This window comes from Gluconobacter sp. P5H9_a, assembly GCF_018812085.1.
Lineage (GTDB): Bacteria > Pseudomonadota > Alphaproteobacteria > Acetobacterales > Acetobacteraceae > Gluconobacter.
Genome location: NZ_JACRVW010000013.1, coordinates 17,351 through 35,039 on the forward strand (window position 1 = coordinate 17,351; position 17,689 = coordinate 35,039).

A 17,689-nucleotide genomic window follows, 5' to 3' on the forward strand; every position below is an offset into this window, starting at 1 on the left:
TTTGATGTACGGCATCCAAAAAGCGGGAGCGGATATATTAACTCAATAAATAAGAAAATTTAACATAATAATAAATTATTGATTCCTAATATTGATAAAATATACAGAATTTATGTTCTATACGCAATCAATAACTCTGATAGGAGGCATCCCCTATGACACTGCGCTTATTTATTATTTCATTTATATTGTTATCTTCGTGCCATACTAATCGTAAAGATGAAAAAAGACTCATTATATTTTATGATAAAAGCAGTGAATGTAATATAAAGATCGATAAATTTTTATATAAAAATAAAATCAATATTATATATAATATGAAAAATATAAATTCTATAGTTATTGGAGGGATAAGAAATGACAAATACAATAAAATAAAGAGTTATTTATCTAAATTAGAATGCGTGTATGGAGTTAATGATGACGAAATTATGCATTATAATTACAGTATGAATTGATTACCATATCTATTGCTACCAGCTTCAGTCTCCTTCTCTTGGAGGTTATCGAGACAAAATGTTGTATAGGATCTGAAGCTGTTTCAGGCGCTCCGAATGGCTCCTTAATGCCCTGTTGTTGTTGAGAAGAGGTTCATCATTAGTACACCTGCGATAATCAAAACCATTCCAATTATGCCCGGAAGATCAATGCTCTGTCCCTGAAAGACCCAAGCGATCACGGCAACAAGGACAATTCCCACACCAGACCATATTGCATACGCAATCCCGGTTGGAATCTCTCTGAGAGCCATCGAAAGACAATAAAACGCAAAAAGATAGCCGACACCGAGAATGACTGTCGGGATGAAACGTGTGAATCCCTCAGAGGCCTTGAGAAGCGAGGTTGCGATGACTTCCGCAATGATGGCAATGCTGAGATAGAGATAACTCATAATGTTATAATAGTCCTGGCTACCTTAGAACAAAAGCCCCTCTTAAGAACCCGAAAAATAACCCATTTATTCAGCAATCATATTAATGGGTCCTGTATCTGGTAATACAGTTGCGCTTTCGTTTTAAGATGTGAGAGATATGTTGCGACTTGATGTATGCGATCGAAATTCGGGCCTGGATGATCTTCACGACGCGACGCCGGATTTCATGGATCGACCATCGGATGAGCTCCTGCGTGTTGGCAGAGAGCTTTTTTGAGCGCGTTGGCCCGGGAGCACACGGCCGCCATCATCGTTCATGTGAGCATGGCCAGCGTGACATGATGGTGCCAGCCGTGCCACTCATCTCGTTCCAAATTATGGTTGCCCATAGATTCAGAATTCTCAAGAAAACGCAAATGTAGTGCCAACCCAGCGTTTACTGACGCTGGGTTGGTGTCACATCAAGCCTGTAGAGCGTGCAGGTTAGCAGCTTCAGCGCCTGAGGCCAAATATGGTCCCGAAGCGTGAACCTGAAGCGCCATGAGAGCAATACTTCCAATCGGCCGGGTCCCAAGAGGCAAAAGCGCGCTTCCGTTTGTCCATCGCGACATGCCGTCCTCGACATTATTCCATCCGGACAGATCGATGTCCTGCAGATGAGATGTCAGGGTCTGCGTCGCGTTTCCCTCGAAAAGCTGGACGTCGCCAACCAGCAGGCCGAGCATACGGCGGTCATCCACGAACGGTCCGACAACATCACACGGACGGCTTGCATTTGAAACAATCCGAACGTTTTCAACACCAGCCGGAATCATGAACATAATCCGATCATTATTCTTACGGATCGGACGGAGCGTTGCACCGGTATCTGTGACAAGGTGAAGATCGTTCTCCTGCGTCAGGGAGGGAGTATCAGTCATAAGAGGGGAATTGCGGTGAACAGCTCGTGTCTCAATCTGACGGAAGAGGGGTTCGACAAGATCACGGGCCACTGTCAAAGACGCTGCTGCATCCTCCCAGGACAGATTACGGGAAGGTGTCAGAGACACGACCTCTCCAGCCTGCCGAAACGCACTACGATTTCCAGTGTCAAGATAACTCTCAGTCAGCATACCATCCGCCATGATAACTGAATGTTCTTCAGTTTCGATGTGATAGTAATCGTAAGAGGTTATCGACGTGTCATAGAAGATCGAACGACCATTTACGAGCATACGGGCCGGAACGAATTTTCCATCAAAAAACAGGCAGTGCTCGGCTGTGATGAGCATATCCTTGAACGGCACGCCGTCGGATACTGCGTCCTTCAGAATACGGACGGGATAGCCTGCCTGATCCAGTGGAAGATACGGTCGCACCGTACAATGCGCATGTCCCGCCCACGTGACGATATCTGTATATGTCACCCCGTCTTTATAACAGAGGACTTCGTCACCTATGACGATATCCTGCACGGCTTTTTTTCCATTGGGGACAGAAATAATCGTATCCCTCAGGAAGCAAACCAAGACTCCGTTCTGGCTTGTGTTATTTAACGGGGTCGAACTAATAAATAAATTTCCATCCTGATATGACTGGAACAAATTATTGTTTGTTCCATAGTCATAAAAATCTCCCGATACCGTAATTGTTTTTCCATTATCTGTGACGATATTTGTGTTGTTTCCGTTCTTTGAAACGGAAACAACCTTTGTTGCACCAGGAATTTCTATGGTTGATCCCGCATTCTCAAATCCTGATATACTTTGAAAAGAAATGACGGATACATTGCTTCCTGGGTTAATCAGAAGTGTACCGCCACCTTTTCCGAAAGCGACTTTGGATCCACTTAAGGCAGAAATCGCAGCCTGGTTCTGCACTGAATTCAGGATCAGCTTTCCGCCAGAAGATATATTATATGTCGACCCAGAAAGGGCTGATATCGTCGAGGCACTATCCATGGAAATGGTACCTCCATTTGCAGTGAAAGTCGCTCCGGTTAATGCATTAATAACACCACCCGTCAGTCCGGTAACGGTAACAAAGGCGTTGTTGCTTGAGGTGACACTCCAAGGGTTTGCCAGGGAAATTAACGAGGGAGAGAAATTGACGGAAGCATTGACGTTTTTGCCTGAAAAATTAGCGCTCGCTCCGCCAATGGATATTAGTCCAAGGACAGGCAAAGCTGGAACAAGGGTGTAACTCCCGCTTTTCGTGACAGTATGGTCGTATCCATATAGCAGCGACATCTTTTATCCTTCCGTTAATTTATCGTTGACACGTCTTAGCGCGATATGTTGCAAAGAGCAACGATGTATGCGTGATGAATTACAGAATGTATGGTTTCTGTAAAAACATCATATTTGGTTCATTAATTAATATTAATATTCTCTGGTTTATAAATAAATCAACATTTGTTCATTGTTTTATTATTAAGGCTTTTCTTATATTTAATTTATTGAAAAATTATTTACTAGATTATCTGATGAGATATGGAAATATAATTCTACATTTGTTTTTTATGGAGTCTTCATCGCTTTTTAAGAAATTAACCGTATCTGCCCGTACCGTTGAAGCGGTAGTGGTCTTTTCCAGCAGCCCCTCTCTCAACCGCACACCATCACTGGCGGGGGCATCCGTCGTTTTCCATTTCCGGATGAATCGGAACTTCCGGTTGATGGAGACATGGGATTTTTAGCCAAGAACCCAATGAACAGATTGTTTTGGCATCTGGCACACGGTCCGACAGCCCCAATCCCATTAAACGCATGAACGACAGGCGATCGTTGATCAGATATGCCGTCCGCTCATCAGGAAAATTGTACAACGTCTAGATTACCAGGATCTTGAATACCAACACTGCATCAAACGGGAAATGACCGCCTTTTCTTCCGTCTGAACAGGTCAGAGACATCTCCAGATCAGGGCAGAACACTTCAAAATTCACAGTCCGAGAAAATGCTTCGAATTGATTACCCAGCCTACTCAGTCGAGCAATCCATTTTTCAACATTAAAGAAATCTGGCTGCTTCAAATACCCCCCTCATCACAAGATAAAAAAGTGAATCATCGAGGACCCATCATAACCAAGGGGGTTTTTAGAACTTTCCAGCTGACAGCACTGTTTGCGATCGGCCCTTCTGATCGCTCTTCACCTCCCCGAATACGCTCAAGACTGAGGAGGCGCCAAGAAGTCTCTTAGATTATCAAGAAAAGCTCTAACGCGTAGCGGGACGTTGCGTCGGCTGGGCATCGTTGCAAACAATCCGATCGTCTCTCCCTGGTACTCCGGAAAAAGACGGACCAGCCTGCCGCGTTGCAGGTCGTCGCCGACGTCCCACAAGACTTTGAACACGATACCTTTGCCCTTGAGGGCCCAGTCATGCACCACTTCGCCGCTCGTCGTCGAGAGATGAGGAGTTACCTCGACAATCTGATCTTCTCCCGAACGAGATAGTCTCCACTGGTCGAGCATCCCCAGTTCATGCCCTCGCATCAGGCAAATACAACGGTGCTCAGTTAACTGGGCAAGGGTGGTCGGCATGCCAAACCTCTCGAGGTAGGCTGGAGAAGCGCAGATGATCCGTTCACTATTCATGATCTTCGTCGCGACAGTCCCCGCTTCATTTGGCATTCCAATCCGAATGGCCAGGTCAAGGCGACTGTTAACGACATCCAGTCCTTCGTCTGACAGGAGGAGATGCACACGCAGCTTCGGAAAACGATCGGCAAATTCACTGATAAAATCAGCCAAACGGCGGCGTCCCAGTTCAAGGGGCGCTCCGATCCGCAGGACACCGCGAAGCTCTTGCTGGTGGGCAGAAATCTCTGCTTCAGCCGCCTCGATATCAATCATGATCTCTGCAGCACGCTCATAAAACGTCTGTCCTTCGTCCGTCAGGTCGAAGCGCCTTGATGTCCTTGTGACCAGGCGTACGCCAAGCCGCTCCTCCAGCCGGGCCAGCCTTCGACTGGAAGCTCCTGCCGAAACGTTGAGGTGACGCGCGACTGCAGTCAGATTTCCCGCTTCAACGAGAAGTACGAAAAATCTCAGATCACCGGCGTCATCGTGCATTGAGAGTGCCATCTTTGCATTTTGAACACAGATACAATGTCTTTTATGCGACTACCAGCGCGATAAACGCACATCCATTATAAGTTCATCAATGAATGGAGACAGACATGACGTACAATCGCACTGTATCTTCACTCCCCCCCCTTCTGGACGCGGTTCACAACCGCGAAACTGCCTTCACGAATGAGGAACGGTACGCGAATGGTACGCTTGGCCTCCTGCCAGACGCCATCGAAACCCTTGATCGGCAGATGGAGCGCGTCCTATGGCAGCTTGACAGCAAGAGCAGCGATCTCGAGCGCTTTCTGCACCTGAACGGATTGTCACAGCGTAACGAGACCCTGTTCTTCAAGGTTGTGATGTCTGATCCGAAGCGCTTTCTTCCCATTGTTTACGATCCGACAATCGCTGATGCCTGCCGTCAGTACAGCCGTCTCTTCGAGAGACCACAGGGCATGTATCTTTCGCTACGCCATGAAGGTCATGTGAAGGATGTGCTCGCCAACTGGCCTGAAAAAGATGTGCGCTTCATTTGCGTCAGTTCCGGCGGCCGTATTCTGGGGCTCGGAGATATCGGAGCCAATGGCATGGGGATCCCAGTCGGCAAACTGCAGCTCTACACGGCCTGCGCCGCCATCCCACCTCAGGGCCTGATGCCAATGTTACTGGATATCGGTACAACCAATCAGGAGCTGATTGACGATCCACTCTATCTCGGTCTGCGGCAGGCACCTCCATCCTCAGACGAACTCGACGCATTCGTCGATGAACTCGTTACAGCCATTCAAGAACTTTATCCTCGTTGCTGCCTACATTTTGAGGACTGGAAAGGAGACGATGCCATCCGCCTATTGGCGCGATATCGTGACAAGATCCTTTGCTATAATGACGACATTCAGGGGACTGCGGCCATTACGATCGCGGGCCTCGACACCGCCCTGTCGATCAAGGGTGAGGCGCTGAAAGAACAGCGTATCCTGTTCTACGGTGCAGGGTCTGCGGGGATCGGTATCGCGAATATGATCGTGAGTGCATTACAGGACGAAGGTCTTTCTGAAGCTGACGCCCGAGCCCGTATTTCCATGATGGATATCAACGGCCTGATCGAATCTTCGCGGCAGGATCTTAATCCCTCGCAGAAAGTGTTCGCCCACGCCCATGCATCGACGAAAGACCTTGCGGAAGCAGTCAAAGGCATTGAGCCCACTGTCCTGATCGGCGTCAGCACAAACGCGGGTGGCTTCACCGAGGAAGTCGTTCGCACCATGGCGAGCATTAACGACAAGCCCGTTATTTTCGCGCTCTCCAATCCCACCGACAAGGCGGAATGTACCGCAGAACAGGCTTATCGATGGACAGACGGCCGGGCCCTCTTCGCTGCTGGCGTCCAGTTCGACGATGTTACTTTGAATGGCAAAACGCTCACCCCCGGGCAGGCCAATAATTTTTATATCTTCCCCGCCGTGGCACTGGCTGTCTGGGCAACACAGGCAAGACGCATCACCGACGAGGTCTTCCTTGAAGCCGCCAGAGCGACCGCTGAACAGGTCACACCGGAGCAACGGGCCCACGGTCTGCTTTTCCCGCCGCAAAAAGATGTCCTGCGTGTAGAGATCAACACGGCCATCAAGGTCGCGCGTCAAATCTTCAAATCGGGCCTGGCTCAAGTTCCTGAACCCGAGGATATCGTGGACTGGATTGAAGCCAAGCTCTACCGAGCAGAATACTGAATGACAAAAAAATAGAAAGAATATCTGTTATCTTTAATAGAAAAGTTTCCTTCTATTCTATTTATTTACCATCCGTTACTACCATATTTTCTAGTAGGAAATTAATGGATGGTAAATAACTCTAATTTTTTTCGGAGGAATTTCCCTATCTCTTCCATTCGTTGGGAAGGAGATAACCTTTATGTCCGACGTCCATTTTGTCGAAATGGTCTTTTAGCACTGCCTCTTGCGTTGAATGGGATAGCATAGAAAATCCGGACGCTTCAAAGCTACTTTTCTCACGAAGATAATCCCGAACATAAACTTCAAACTCGTCGAAAGAGATTCTTCCATCATGATTTTTGTCAGCTATCGAAAAAGATTGATTTTCATTCGTTTGAACCTGCGCTGAACATGATGATGATACCAAGGCAAAAGCTAAAATTCTCCAGTATTTGATAGACATGTTATATCTCCTGAAGATTTTTTAAAATAAACTGTATTTGTTCGATGCCACTTGACAGGGTTCTATTCCCAAAAGCTTCGTAGGTTATTTCCTGACGTCTTATGATGGCATCTTGTAGAAACATCCGTACGGCTCTTTTCTCGAACGGATTTTCTGCATTTTGCCGTAATTCCAGAATGAGCTTACCGAGCGACACTAAAGAAAAGGCGCGATCCAGGACGTCCCGAGCACGGTCTTTCTGGCTCAGGAATGACAGTTTCAATGCCAATCGCGATAGTTTCTGGATTTGATCTCCCTGCCACTGTTCTGCGAAAGGCAAACGATGGGACGAAGATGTCGCTAACAAATTCACGCTTCTGCGCAATGATCTCATAATCACTCTGGCATCAGATTCATGGTTTGGAGGAAGAAAGACTCGAAATACGAGCACCAGAAGAACGGCACCACAGATAATGGCCATCCAGGTATTTGTTAAGGCGATATCATCATAAACCATTTCATTGGTTACGAGAGACTGTATTGCAAAAAAGACAGCGTATCCGAAAGCACCAATGCTATATTTCGGATGAAACTGTAGCCAAATTCCCGGCAAAAGAAAAAAACTCAAACTCAGCCAGAGCAAGCAGTATCCGCTAATAAGTGGCAGAACATAAACGTGATAGATCCATGTCGCAGGTATGCTCAGCACAGTTCCTATCGCCATAGCCATACTGGCCTTCGATGCTGAGGGCACCGTAGAAAGCAGGCTGGATGCTGCAATGACATACATCATCATCATAGGACCATTCGGCCACGCTGTTACATACCAGATGAATGTCGCAAGCAGCGTGATCAGGATGCCTCTTGCTCCATTACGGAGCGCTGTCGGCCATTCCAGATAAGGAGATACGCGCATTGGAACCCGATTTTTTTTCTCTGTGAGGTCCTCGATGATGCGACGTAATGCCAACAAAAGATTTTCGACATTATGCACAGATGCAAGACTGGCGGCCGTAAGCATTTCTTCTGCCTCAAATAACTCTAGAGACTGAATACCTTGGTCAAGTGCTTTTAAGATTGATTCCGGATCGTTCCGCCATGACGGATTTTTTATACCGTCGATCACGTTTTTTAACATACGTGTTGTGTAGGCGTGGATCTCGTAAAACCGGGCGTGAGGTTGGTGTAGGTTGCTCCAGTGGGGATGATAACCCGCAATCACACCGGCCATTTGATGGACCGCCATTTTATAGCTTGAAAGATGGTCTTTGATTTCAGGATTATCGGATGCTGCATATTCCAGCAATGGCGTCAGTGCCGTTATTTTCTTTAGTACGGCCTGACGGCTATCATAGAGTGCAACAGGAAGCGTTCTGAAATCTGAATCGTCATCGACAGAGAGAGCTGTAAGACTGCTATGAAACGATTTTGCGTGTTCCAGAACCGCTAGGAAAGCGTCATTCAATGCCCCGTGAACGGGTTGGCTTCGACGTGGAGACGTTGCTAAAAAAACAACGGCTGTACTCACCACGCCGATGACCACGTCAGATAATCTCATCATCGCAGACATGAAGACGCTCTCAGGATGAGAAAATGACGAAAATGCGACAATGATGATTGTATATCCCGTCAGAACAGCGGCATAAGCCCGATACAGCCTTAGAAGACTTGCGGTCATGCAGGCTAGTCCGACGATGAGAGCCAAGGCCACGAAATAAAGCCAGGTAGACTGAACAAAACAGCCCATAATGGCTACACTCAAACCCGCTCCGAACACTGTTCCCAAAACGCGCCAAATGCTTTTGGAAACCAGTGCACCAACCATAGGATGTGCGACAATTACCACAGTTGTCACTGTACTCATCGGAGAGTCCAATTGAACAACAAATGCTACCAGCAAAGCCAAGCCGATCGAGAGACACACTCGAACGGTAAAAGCAGTGGTTTTTAAAAACCCGCTCCATCGTGCTTCTGAAAACCAGAATGATTGTGGCGACCAAAGCTTCTTCCGAACGATGGTTGTCATACAGACGCGCCATGATCAACAGAGAGAAGCGCTTCCATCATATCCAGATCTTTTGTCAGGGTGAGCTTTTGGCTCATGGACAATCCGGTTGTCAGCTCTGCTTCCAGGTCAGCAGCCAGGCGATGAAACAGCTTGCACTGTTTTTTACCTTCGGATGTCAGAAGAACCATCTTAAGGCGTCGGTCCTGAGTGTCTGTCTGGCGAATAACCAGACCTTCTGCTTCCAGAACATCCAGCAGACGGACCAGAGCGGATCGATCGACCCCGATCAAAGAAGCGAGATCGCTTTGCGTTAGCGGCGTTTTCGAGGTCATCAGATAGGCCATGGGACGCATGGTCGCCAGCGTCAGGCCATTGGGGCGCAAAACCCGGTCCAAATGCGTACGCCATAAGGTTGCCAGACGCATGACGTGGAACGTTAAGGAAATATCATGGTAGCGCGTCTGGTCCAGGCAGGCGGCTGTAAAAGATTTCGACATTTCCGATTCCATATCATCTGTTGACATGTAACCTTTTTATATGACAAACGACGCCAAGGAAATAGATTTCAGCTTGTTTTGAGCGAGCTTGGAAAATTTTTTAATCTTGTCGGCTCAGGATTTCTGCTGGGGCTGACGTGCGATGAGTGAGACGTGAACCAACACGCAGGTAATATTTCATCAACGGGGAGGGGGAGCAGATGCTGACGGAAGTTAATCTCTTCGGCGTCTTTGTTGCACCCCTTTCAATCTATGCCGTTGCAGCAGTGTTCGTGACATTGCTGTTGAGAAGCATTCTGTGGCGGACCGGCGCCTTAAGCTGGTTCTGGCACGTCGCTCTATTTGAAATAGCGCTCTATGTCTGTGTTCTCTGTCTGCTCATCCTTTACGTCTAGGAGGGGTCGGCTATGAACTGGACCCGCAGTGTGATCCGCGTTCTGCTGACTCTGATTGTCCTTGCCATGGCTATCGGCCTTGGCCGGACCATGTGGGACATTTACGTTCTCGCGCCGTGGACCAGAGATGGTCGTGTTCGCGTTTATGTCGTGGATGCAGCCCCTGAAGTGTCAGGAACAGTGGTCTCTGTTCCCGTAGTGGATAACCAGTTCGTCCATCGCGGTGATCCGCTGTTCGTGCTTGATCCGGTGCGTTTCCGCCTTGATATTGATGCGGCTCGTGCGCGTCTTGCCGGTGCGGAAGAAGACCTGAAGCTTCGCTCCTCCGACGCCAAGCGCCGTATGGGGCTGGGTGGCATTGTTTCTGCTGAAGAGCAGGAAGACTTCAACTCGAATGTCGAGACGCAGCGGGCCAAGGTCAATGCGGCGAAAGCTGAACTGAATACCGCTCTGCTCAATCTTCAGCGCTCGACAGTCTATTCGCCAGTTGATGGGTACATTACCAACCTCAATCTTCGTGTCGGTGACTATGCCCATGCTGGTCAGCCTGGTCTGGCAGTGATTGACGCGCACAGTTACTGGATCAACGGATACTTTGAAGAAACCAAGATGCACGGCGTGCATGTTGGTGACGAAGCCCGTGTGAAGCTGATGGGATACAAGCAGATCCTTCCTGCGCATGTCGTCAGCATTGGTCGTGGTATTAATGATCGTAACGGCGTGTCTGACCGTCTGGGTCTGCCGGACGTGAATCCGATCTTTACCTGGGTCCGACTGGCGCAGCGTATTCCGGTTCGTCTGGAACTGGATAACGTTCCGCCGRAAATCACCCTTGCGGCCGGTATGACCGCRACYGTCACGATCGGCCGCGAAACGCCKGGCGCCCGTGGCAAGCTGACCACCTGGCTGCAGAATCATCTCTGATTATGTCCCGCAAACTCCTTACCCTCGCTCTTAGCACCTGTCTGTCGCTTACGGCCTGCACTGTCGGGCCGAATTTCAAGCCAGACAGGATCAAGGTGCCTGACTCTTTCGTTGAGCAGCCTCACTCGGTGACGGCAGAGGAGATTGCCCGCACGGAAGCGGACATGAAGGACTGGTGGGCGCAATTCCACGATCCTATGCTGAACGAACTGGTCGAGCAGGCGATCAAAGGGAACTACGACCTTCAGATTGCGTCCCAGCATATCGTGTCCGAGCGTGCTGTCCGTCGACAGACGCAGGCAGCCTGGTATCCGCAGCTTGATGCGGCTATGGGCGGCGGTGATGACCGTCACTCCATCAATGTCGATAACTGGCCTGTCCGTCCAGGTACTCTTGATGCCAATGGTAATTCGGTCAATAGACCGAGCGCCTCGATTTTAACCTATGGTGCGCGTGCGAGCTGGGAAATTGACCTGTTCGGGCATATTTCCCGTCAGGTGGAAGAGCGCAAGCGGCTGGTTGAAGAGTCCATTGAAAACCGTCGCGCCATTCTGGTTTCGCTGCTGTCTGAACTGGCGTCGGATTATGTATCGCTTCGCGGCGTGCAGGAGCGGTTGGCCGTTACGGAGCGCAGCATTGATGTGGCGCAGCGCTCGCGTGAATTGACGGAAAAGCTTTATACGCACGGTCTCGGCAATACACTGGCTGTAGCGCAGGCGCAGACCGAAGAGCATCTCGAACGCTCACGGCTTGCCCCTCTCCACTCGCAGGAAGAGCGACTGATCCATGCGATTTCCGTGCTTCTGGGTGAAATGCCCGGCAAGCTGGAAGAGGAGCTGGATGTTCGCAAACCGCTGCCAACGGTTCCGACGTTCCCTGCGTCCCTGCCGTCGATTGTTCTGGCCAATCGCCCGGATATTCGGGCGGCTGAGGCGCATTATGCTGCTGATACCGCGCAGGTGGGTGTAGCGGTCGCGAACCTCTATCCGAAGTTCATGATCCCGCTGACGTTCAACCCGAACGCCTCGGCGGCTTATCAGGCGTTCCAGATGGGCGGTATGGCCTGGAGCTTTATGATGATGGCGTCTTTGCCTGTCATTCATGGTGGTCGCTATACCGCCGAGATTGCTCAGGCCCGTGCAGAAGCAGAAGCCAGCCGGTTGGTCTATCGCAAGACAGTGCTCAAGGCGTTCGAGGAAGTTGAAGACTCACTGGGCGACTGGCGGCATGATGATGAACTGGTCAGTCAGCTTGAAGACGCTGCCCGGGATTCCGGTCTGGCCCGTGACAGGGCTCAGAAGCTGTTTGGCGCTGGTCTGACAGGGTATCTGAATGTCCTGACCACCGAGCAGACGGCTCTGACCGCGCAGGATCAGGCCGTTGTCGGGCGCACGGCGCGCCTGCGCGATGCTATTGCACTTTATACAGCCATGGGCGCTGGCTGGCAGGGACGTCAGCTCACAGATACGCGCCTGCCAGTTGAAATCGGGAAGCAGAACGCTCTAGCGCGCGCCTTTACGGAATAATATTATGGATCACCAGCTATATGCCCCAGAATACCTCACGAGGTCAGATCTTGTTCGAAGATGGGCATGGTCTGCCATGAAGCTCGAAAAATATATCGCCAGTCATAAGTCTTTTCCAAAACCTGTCGGGTCCATTGGAAATGGGAAAATTAAAATCTGGAAGCTGTCGACTATTAAAAAGTTTGAAGCGGCGGAAAACATTTCTCCGTCTTACGCAAGACTGTTTTCCAAGCAGGAGTATCTCAGCAGATCGTGAGAGGCTGTTTTTGCAAGATCAAAAAAAACCGAACCGTTCGGTCATGGATCTTGAAATTTATATTACAATTCGCCATAAACTACCCGGTTTCCGGAATCGGCTTGAGACCGTTTTTTGCCCCTTAAAAGGATACGTTCTGCTCATGATGTTCGGTAGCCGACAGTTTCCACTGCGCCCTGCTGCTCCATTAATTGCGGTCGTAGGCGCAGATGGGAGCGGAAAATCGACTGTCGGTTCCGCGCTGCTGGCATGGATGTCTGAACAATATCCAACCCGCCTTTGCCATCTTGGAAAACAGACCGGAAACTGGGGACGTTGGATTGCCAGAATTCCAGTTTTGGGAAAACGGGTGGATCAGAAAATTGTGCGAAAGTCGTCTTCTGTCCGGACAGAGAAAGGCTCTGGAGCCTTCACATCCATCGTTATTTTTACGCTCTCCATGCGTCGCCTGGCTCGCTTTTTGAAAATGCGTTTCTGGCGTATCCGAGGCTATGCCATTGTGACAGATCGCTATCCACAGGCCAGTATTCCGGGGCCCATGGATGGGCCGGGACTTGTGGCCCGTCAGCCTCGGAGTTGGATGGCTCGTTGGCTAACCCGAATTGAGCAGAAGATCTATGACTGGATGGCAGACTATCCTCCGGATCTGGTCATTCGCCTGCATGTTGATCTCCCGACAGCCCTGATCCGCAAACCCGATCACCGTCCAGCTTCTCTGGAACGAAAAATCAACGATGTTCCTCTCCTGATATTTCCAGGCTCACCAGTGCTGGACCTCAATTCCGCAGATCCTCTGGAAAGCATTCTTGAGCAGGCAAAAATCGCAATCGCCCCGATCCTTCGGAAAGCGTCACCTGAACACAGGATATCGGCGTCATGACCGTCCTTACAGATTGTTCTCATCATCCGGCCTCTCTTCAGGCTCCCGCAAAAAATATTCTGCGTATTCCCCGATATCGTGGGAAATTGATTGCTTTTGTCGGATCTGATGGCAGCGGAAAAACGACATTAACGTCCCACCTCAGCATCGAACTAGCCCAGGATCGTCCAACAACCTACGTTTATCTGGGCCTTGGATCCGGAGATTTGGGACGCCGTATCGGGCAATTGCCTGTCATCGGTCACATGCTGGAAAAAAAACTCAGTAAAAAAGCCAAAACGACACGGACACAGGGAGAAAAAATCCCTGGCTCCCTGACAGCGCTTGTTGTTTATGCCTTCTCGCTAAAGCGTTACTTTAATCACCTGAAGATGCAAAATGCGCTCCGTGCTGGCCTGACTGTTGTGACGGATCGCTATCCACAAGCCGAAATTGCCGGAACATGTGACGGGCCTGGTCTGTCTGCCGCGCAGCCAGGTAATTTCTTTGTCGCATGGCTCAGGAAATCTGAGGCAAGCCTGTACCAGCGAATGGCGGAGCACCACCCTGATCTGATTATCCATCTGGATGTCTCGCCGCAGGTTGCCCATCAGCGAAAACCGGATCACGATCTGGAGCTTTTGCAGACCAAATCCGAAGTCATGAAACAGCTAAAATTTGGTGGAGCCCGAATGGTCAATATTGATGCCTCGGCCCCATTTCAGACCGTCTGGACGCAGGTCGTGCACGAAATACAGCCGTTTTTCGCAAGTCATTTTTCGCATGTAGAGACTGGATATACTGTCCAATCCTCATGATTTTCAAAAATTCTGATCAGGTGTTTCGGAGCATTCTTAAAAATGCGGGATCACTGGGTACTGCGAAAATTCTAGGGGCGCTCATCAGTTTGTGCGCGCTGATCTGCGCTAGTCGGACCTTAACACCGGCTCAGTTTGGAACGCTGACACTGATCCACACCTTTGCAATTGGTGTAGGCGCACTGACAAAATTCCAAAGCTGGCAAATGATCCTGAAATTTGGAGCGCGCCCGCTCGAGCTGGGGGATGCGGCGCCCCCACAGGACGCGATCCGGTTTGCCATTGCGCTTGATCTGGCCTCAGGTTTTCTTGGCGCGCTGGCAGGCGTTGTCGCTCTGGTCTTCTTTGGACAGTTTTGCGGTATCGAGCCAGCGTATCGTCTCGATGCGATATTCTATTGCACCCTTATACCGACCATGACGGCTGCCGCTCCGACAGGAATTCTACGACTGTTTGATCGATTTGACCTGATCTCCAGACAACAGATTATTACCCCAGCCCTGAGAGGGCTGGGTGCACTGACCAGCTGGATGACAGGAGGTGCGTTCGTCTCTTTTCTGATCACATGGTATATGGCTGATCTGATCGGAGATCTGGTTTTATGGGGACTGTCCGTCCGCGAAATCCGTAGAAAAAATATGATAAACGCGTTGAGGCCAAGCCTTCTTCAAGCCCCCAAAAGACTTCCCGGTGTGTGGAAATTTGTCTGGTTGACCAATCTCAATACGACTCTTGATGCCTGCTGGTCACCCGTCGGAAACCTGATTGTGGGTGATTTTCTGGGGGCAGTACAAGCTGGACGTTACAAGATTGCCACAACCCTTCTGGAGTCCGCTGTCAAACCGGCACGTTTTCTGGAGAAAGGGTTCTATCCGGAAATTATGCGATTGGATCCGGGCAGTACACATCCCTGGCGCCTGGCCCTTAAAACAGGCGGATTATCCGCAGCCATTGGTGCTGCCCTGACAGGTATTGTGTGGTTGGGAGGACGTCCTTTGATCGGACTGTTTGGCCATCATTATCGCAGCGCAGCAGATGTGATGATGATTATGGCGCCAGCGCTGATCATTTCTATGGGCGCATTCCCCTTGGAATCCCTGCTATATATGGCTGGCCGCGCTCATAGAGTTCTGCTCTCTCAAATTGCATCGGTTCTTCTCTACCTTATCCTTCTCGTTTTTCTGTTGCCGCACTCTGGCCTTCGGGGCGCAGCATGGGCGTATGTTATCGGAATTTGTAGCCTGCACTTTTTCTGCGCCGTGTTTGCAATCACGGCCTTTCGGAAGCGCCAGAAGATTTCAACGTCACACTCTCACGTATAAGAAAAATCTCTGATGATTAATCTCGGAAAGCCCCATTATGATCACATCCTTCTGGATCGGTTGTTTCAGAATATATTGGAAGACGATATTCCTTCCCCGGGTGCCAAGTACCCCGATGGGGATTATTTTCAATATCCAGAGGACCTGAGTGTTTCGGGATACAGGATTTGCTGGCAACTCTTAAACGACGGGGTTGACGTAAAGCGCTTTCGTTTTCTGGTGCTCAATATCCTTTTAAAGGGTGGTACAGAGTCTGCCGAACAGCGCCAGCATTTCAAATATGTACGCGCACGCTTCAAACATCTGCGCTTTGCATGTGCAAATTTTGATCGACGCCATCGGTATCCCTGGTCTCTTAATCTGGTGACCAGTTTGATGGGACACATGCAGGATGCCTTTAAAAATCAGCAAATGGCACGGACCAGGATTATCGGGACAATTTTATTCCTGACAATACTTCCAGCGTTTTATGCACTTGTTCGATTTCAGATGCGGAGCTTTCTACCGGACAGCAACAAAAATATGATTGCTTACCATCAAAGGGAAAACGCGAAAATCGACAGTATCGTTAGAAAGGAAAAAATTACGGCACAGGACTTTCATGATTTGAGAAAGATCATCAGCCGTCGTGTTGCTTTCAATGATACATTCCGCATTCTTCATTCTAGCCATTATCTCGATAAAATATCGCTCTATCTTGCTGATATCAACGGAGAAATGGGCGATTATCACGATCGCCTTGTAGAAAAAAATATTTCTACACCAGGATCATACAAAGAAAATATTTTTATACTGGACAAAAAATTAATAAATAAAATTATTCATCTGATTCGGTAGTAAAGTGCATTAGTCAGATATGCTATTTTCCATAGAAAATAATCATTTACGTTTTGCCAAAATTTCTCACATTAGGACTATTATAAAACTAGTCTGCCGTAACGTATTGGCCAGGTCGCTCAAACATATTTTCTAAGGGATTTGAGCCATTTTCCACAAAGTCTCTCGTATCCAGCAGTGCGCCTGATCGTCTCCATAAGATCCATGCCAGATCATGTCGATCCTGACGTCTGCAAGTGCCACAGGAGGCGGACTGGTTGTGAGCTTGAAGATCTTCGCCAGCATTTGCGCAGGACGGCTGTGCATAGTTGCTATCACGGGGGCCTGCACCAGCAAAGGAGCAACGCTCATAAATCTTGGCGTTGTCAGGGCAACTGAGCGGCTCAGTCCTAAGAACGCCAGGGCCTTATCAACTACACCGTTTTCTCCGGGCCGTAAGCTTGTCAGAAGATGTGGGAATTTAAGAAAATCGTCGAGAGAGAGAGGGGGGTGTAATTTGGTAATATTTGGATTGAAGAGGACCAGATATTCGTCTCGCATTAAAAGACGGCTTTTATGATGGGTTTGTGCACCACTAAAAGGCCCGATACCGATCGCTAGATCGATTTTATTCTCATCAAGAGCATTGAGGACGGATTCAGGATCGACGTTATGTAGGCGCAGGCGAATTCCCGGTGCCTTTTCGTGAAGGAATGCCAGAAATCGAGGCATCAGAAGCATTTCGATACTGTCTGGGACAGCAATCCTGAAAAGACGTTCGGCTATGGTTGGGTCAAATGGTGTCTCACGTCCCAATAAGGCCTGAAGTCCACCGAGGGCTTCTCGCACTGGCAGACGAAGTGCTTCCGCACGTGGAGTCCGTCGCATGCCGCCAGCATGTCGTGTTAACAGTTCATCCCCAAATAAAGTTCTAAGACGCCCTAAATTATGGCTCATGGCAGATTGGCCTATCCCCATCAGTTTTCCGGCTTTTGTCACACTTCCCGTATCCAGAAGAGCATCCAGAGCGATCAGAAGGTTCAGATCAAGCCCGGCCAGATTGATATGATCGATACCCACCATTAACCTCATTTGTTTGTTTAATTCTCGGTATCCTCTTATCTTTTGGCAATGTCTCTAAGACAGATAAGTGTCAGTTAATCAAAAGGGGAGGAAGGACATCGGG

The 17,689-nt window shown here is 49.2% G+C and carries 15 protein-coding genes and 1 pseudogene; 8 read left to right on the plus strand and 8 right to left on the minus strand.

The genetic code is table 11. The features are described from left to right. Positions 1–562: 562 nt before the first annotated feature. From KP708_RS11725 to KP708_RS11740, 4 genes and pseudogenes are all read right to left on the minus strand, one after another. A complete protein-coding gene (locus KP708_RS11725; protein ID WP_193391487.1) occupies positions 563–895 on the minus strand; it encodes an SMR family transporter in 333 nt (110 codons plus the stop codon). A gap of 440 nt (positions 896–1,335) precedes the next feature. Next, positions 1,336–3,102: a Hint domain-containing protein gene (locus KP708_RS15815; protein WP_026017755.1), complete on the minus strand. Its 1,767-nt coding sequence runs from the start codon at positions 3,100–3,102 to the stop codon at positions 1,336–1,338. A 262-nt stretch (positions 3,103–3,364) separates the two neighbouring features. Next, positions 3,365–3,887, minus strand: a pseudogene (locus KP708_RS16050) (transposase); the annotation flags it as partial. Between the two features lie 135 nt (positions 3,888–4,022). Further along, a complete protein-coding gene (locus KP708_RS11740) occupies positions 4,023–4,928 on the minus strand; it encodes a LysR family transcriptional regulator (protein WP_010505594.1) in 906 nt (301 codons plus the stop codon). A 107-nt stretch (positions 4,929–5,035) separates the two neighbouring features. On the opposite strand from KP708_RS11740, the gene KP708_RS11745 reads away from it, so the two are divergent. Continuing rightward, positions 5,036–6,658 carry an NAD-dependent malic enzyme gene (locus KP708_RS11745; protein ID WP_010505595.1) on the plus strand — a complete coding sequence of 541 codons (1,623 nt, stop codon included), beginning with the start codon at positions 5,036–5,038 and terminating at the stop codon, positions 6,656–6,658. Between the two features lie 145 nt (positions 6,659–6,803). Here the strand turns inward: KP708_RS11745 and KP708_RS11750 are convergent, their stop codons facing one another. The 3 genes from KP708_RS11750 to KP708_RS11760 are packed head-to-tail and all read right to left on the minus strand — an operon-like array spanning position 6,804 to position 9,614. Next, a complete protein-coding gene (locus KP708_RS11750) occupies positions 6,804–7,103 on the minus strand; it encodes an EF-hand domain-containing protein (protein ID WP_010505596.1) in 300 nt (99 codons plus the stop codon). A gap of 1 nt (position 7,104) precedes the next feature. Continuing rightward, complete coding sequence (locus KP708_RS11755; RefSeq protein ID WP_026017757.1) at positions 7,105–9,108, minus strand: FUSC family protein; 2,004 nt, start codon at positions 9,106–9,108, stop codon at positions 7,105–7,107. Continuing rightward, positions 9,105–9,614, minus strand: coding sequence for a MarR family winged helix-turn-helix transcriptional regulator (locus tag KP708_RS11760; protein WP_010505599.1), 510 nt, complete (start codon positions 9,612–9,614; stop codon positions 9,105–9,107). The genes KP708_RS11755 and KP708_RS11760 overlap by 4 nt, the downstream gene beginning before the upstream one ends. Positions 9,615–9,787: 173 nt before the next feature. Between KP708_RS11760 and KP708_RS11765 the strand changes: the two genes are divergently transcribed. The 7 genes from KP708_RS11765 (at position 9,788) to KP708_RS11795 (ending at position 16,524) form a co-directional block, all read left to right on the plus strand. Next, positions 9,788–9,982 (plus strand): DUF1656 domain-containing protein, encoded by a 195-nt coding sequence (locus KP708_RS11765; protein WP_007284708.1) that lies wholly within the window; start codon positions 9,788–9,790, stop codon positions 9,980–9,982. 12 nt (positions 9,983–9,994) lie between these two features. Then, a complete protein-coding gene (locus KP708_RS11770) occupies positions 9,995–10,906 on the plus strand; it encodes an HlyD family secretion protein (protein WP_215757187.1) in 912 nt (303 codons plus the stop codon). A gap of 2 nt (positions 10,907–10,908) precedes the next feature. Continuing rightward, entirely contained in the window at positions 10,909–12,432 is a 1,524-nt protein-coding gene (locus KP708_RS11775; RefSeq protein ID WP_215751272.1) for an efflux transporter outer membrane subunit, read from the plus strand. A gap of 398 nt (positions 12,433–12,830) precedes the next feature. Continuing rightward, positions 12,831–13,568 (plus strand): hypothetical protein, encoded by a 738-nt coding sequence (locus KP708_RS11780; protein WP_010505688.1) that lies wholly within the window; start codon positions 12,831–12,833, stop codon positions 13,566–13,568. After that, the gene (locus tag KP708_RS11785) at positions 13,565–14,365 is read left to right on the plus strand and encodes a dTMP kinase (protein WP_010505687.1); all 801 of its coding nucleotides are present in this window, start codon (positions 13,565–13,567) and stop codon (positions 14,363–14,365) included. The genes KP708_RS11780 and KP708_RS11785 overlap by 4 nt, the downstream gene beginning before the upstream one ends. Continuing rightward, positions 14,362–15,687, plus strand: a complete 1,326-nt coding sequence (locus KP708_RS11790) for a lipopolysaccharide biosynthesis protein (RefSeq protein ID WP_010505686.1) — start codon at positions 14,362–14,364, stop codon at positions 15,685–15,687. Before KP708_RS11785 ends, KP708_RS11790 begins: the two co-directional genes overlap by 4 nt. Before the next feature lie 12 nt (positions 15,688–15,699). Continuing rightward, the gene (locus tag KP708_RS11795) at positions 15,700–16,524 is read left to right on the plus strand and encodes a hypothetical protein (protein WP_010505685.1); all 825 of its coding nucleotides are present in this window, start codon (positions 15,700–15,702) and stop codon (positions 16,522–16,524) included. 132 nt (positions 16,525–16,656) lie between these two features. Here the strand turns inward: KP708_RS11795 and KP708_RS11800 are convergent, their stop codons facing one another. Further along, positions 16,657–17,586 carry a LysR family transcriptional regulator gene (locus tag KP708_RS11800; RefSeq protein ID WP_010505684.1) on the minus strand — a complete coding sequence of 310 codons (930 nt, stop codon included), beginning with the start codon at positions 17,584–17,586 and terminating at the stop codon, positions 16,657–16,659. Positions 17,587–17,689: the final 103 nt, after the last annotated feature.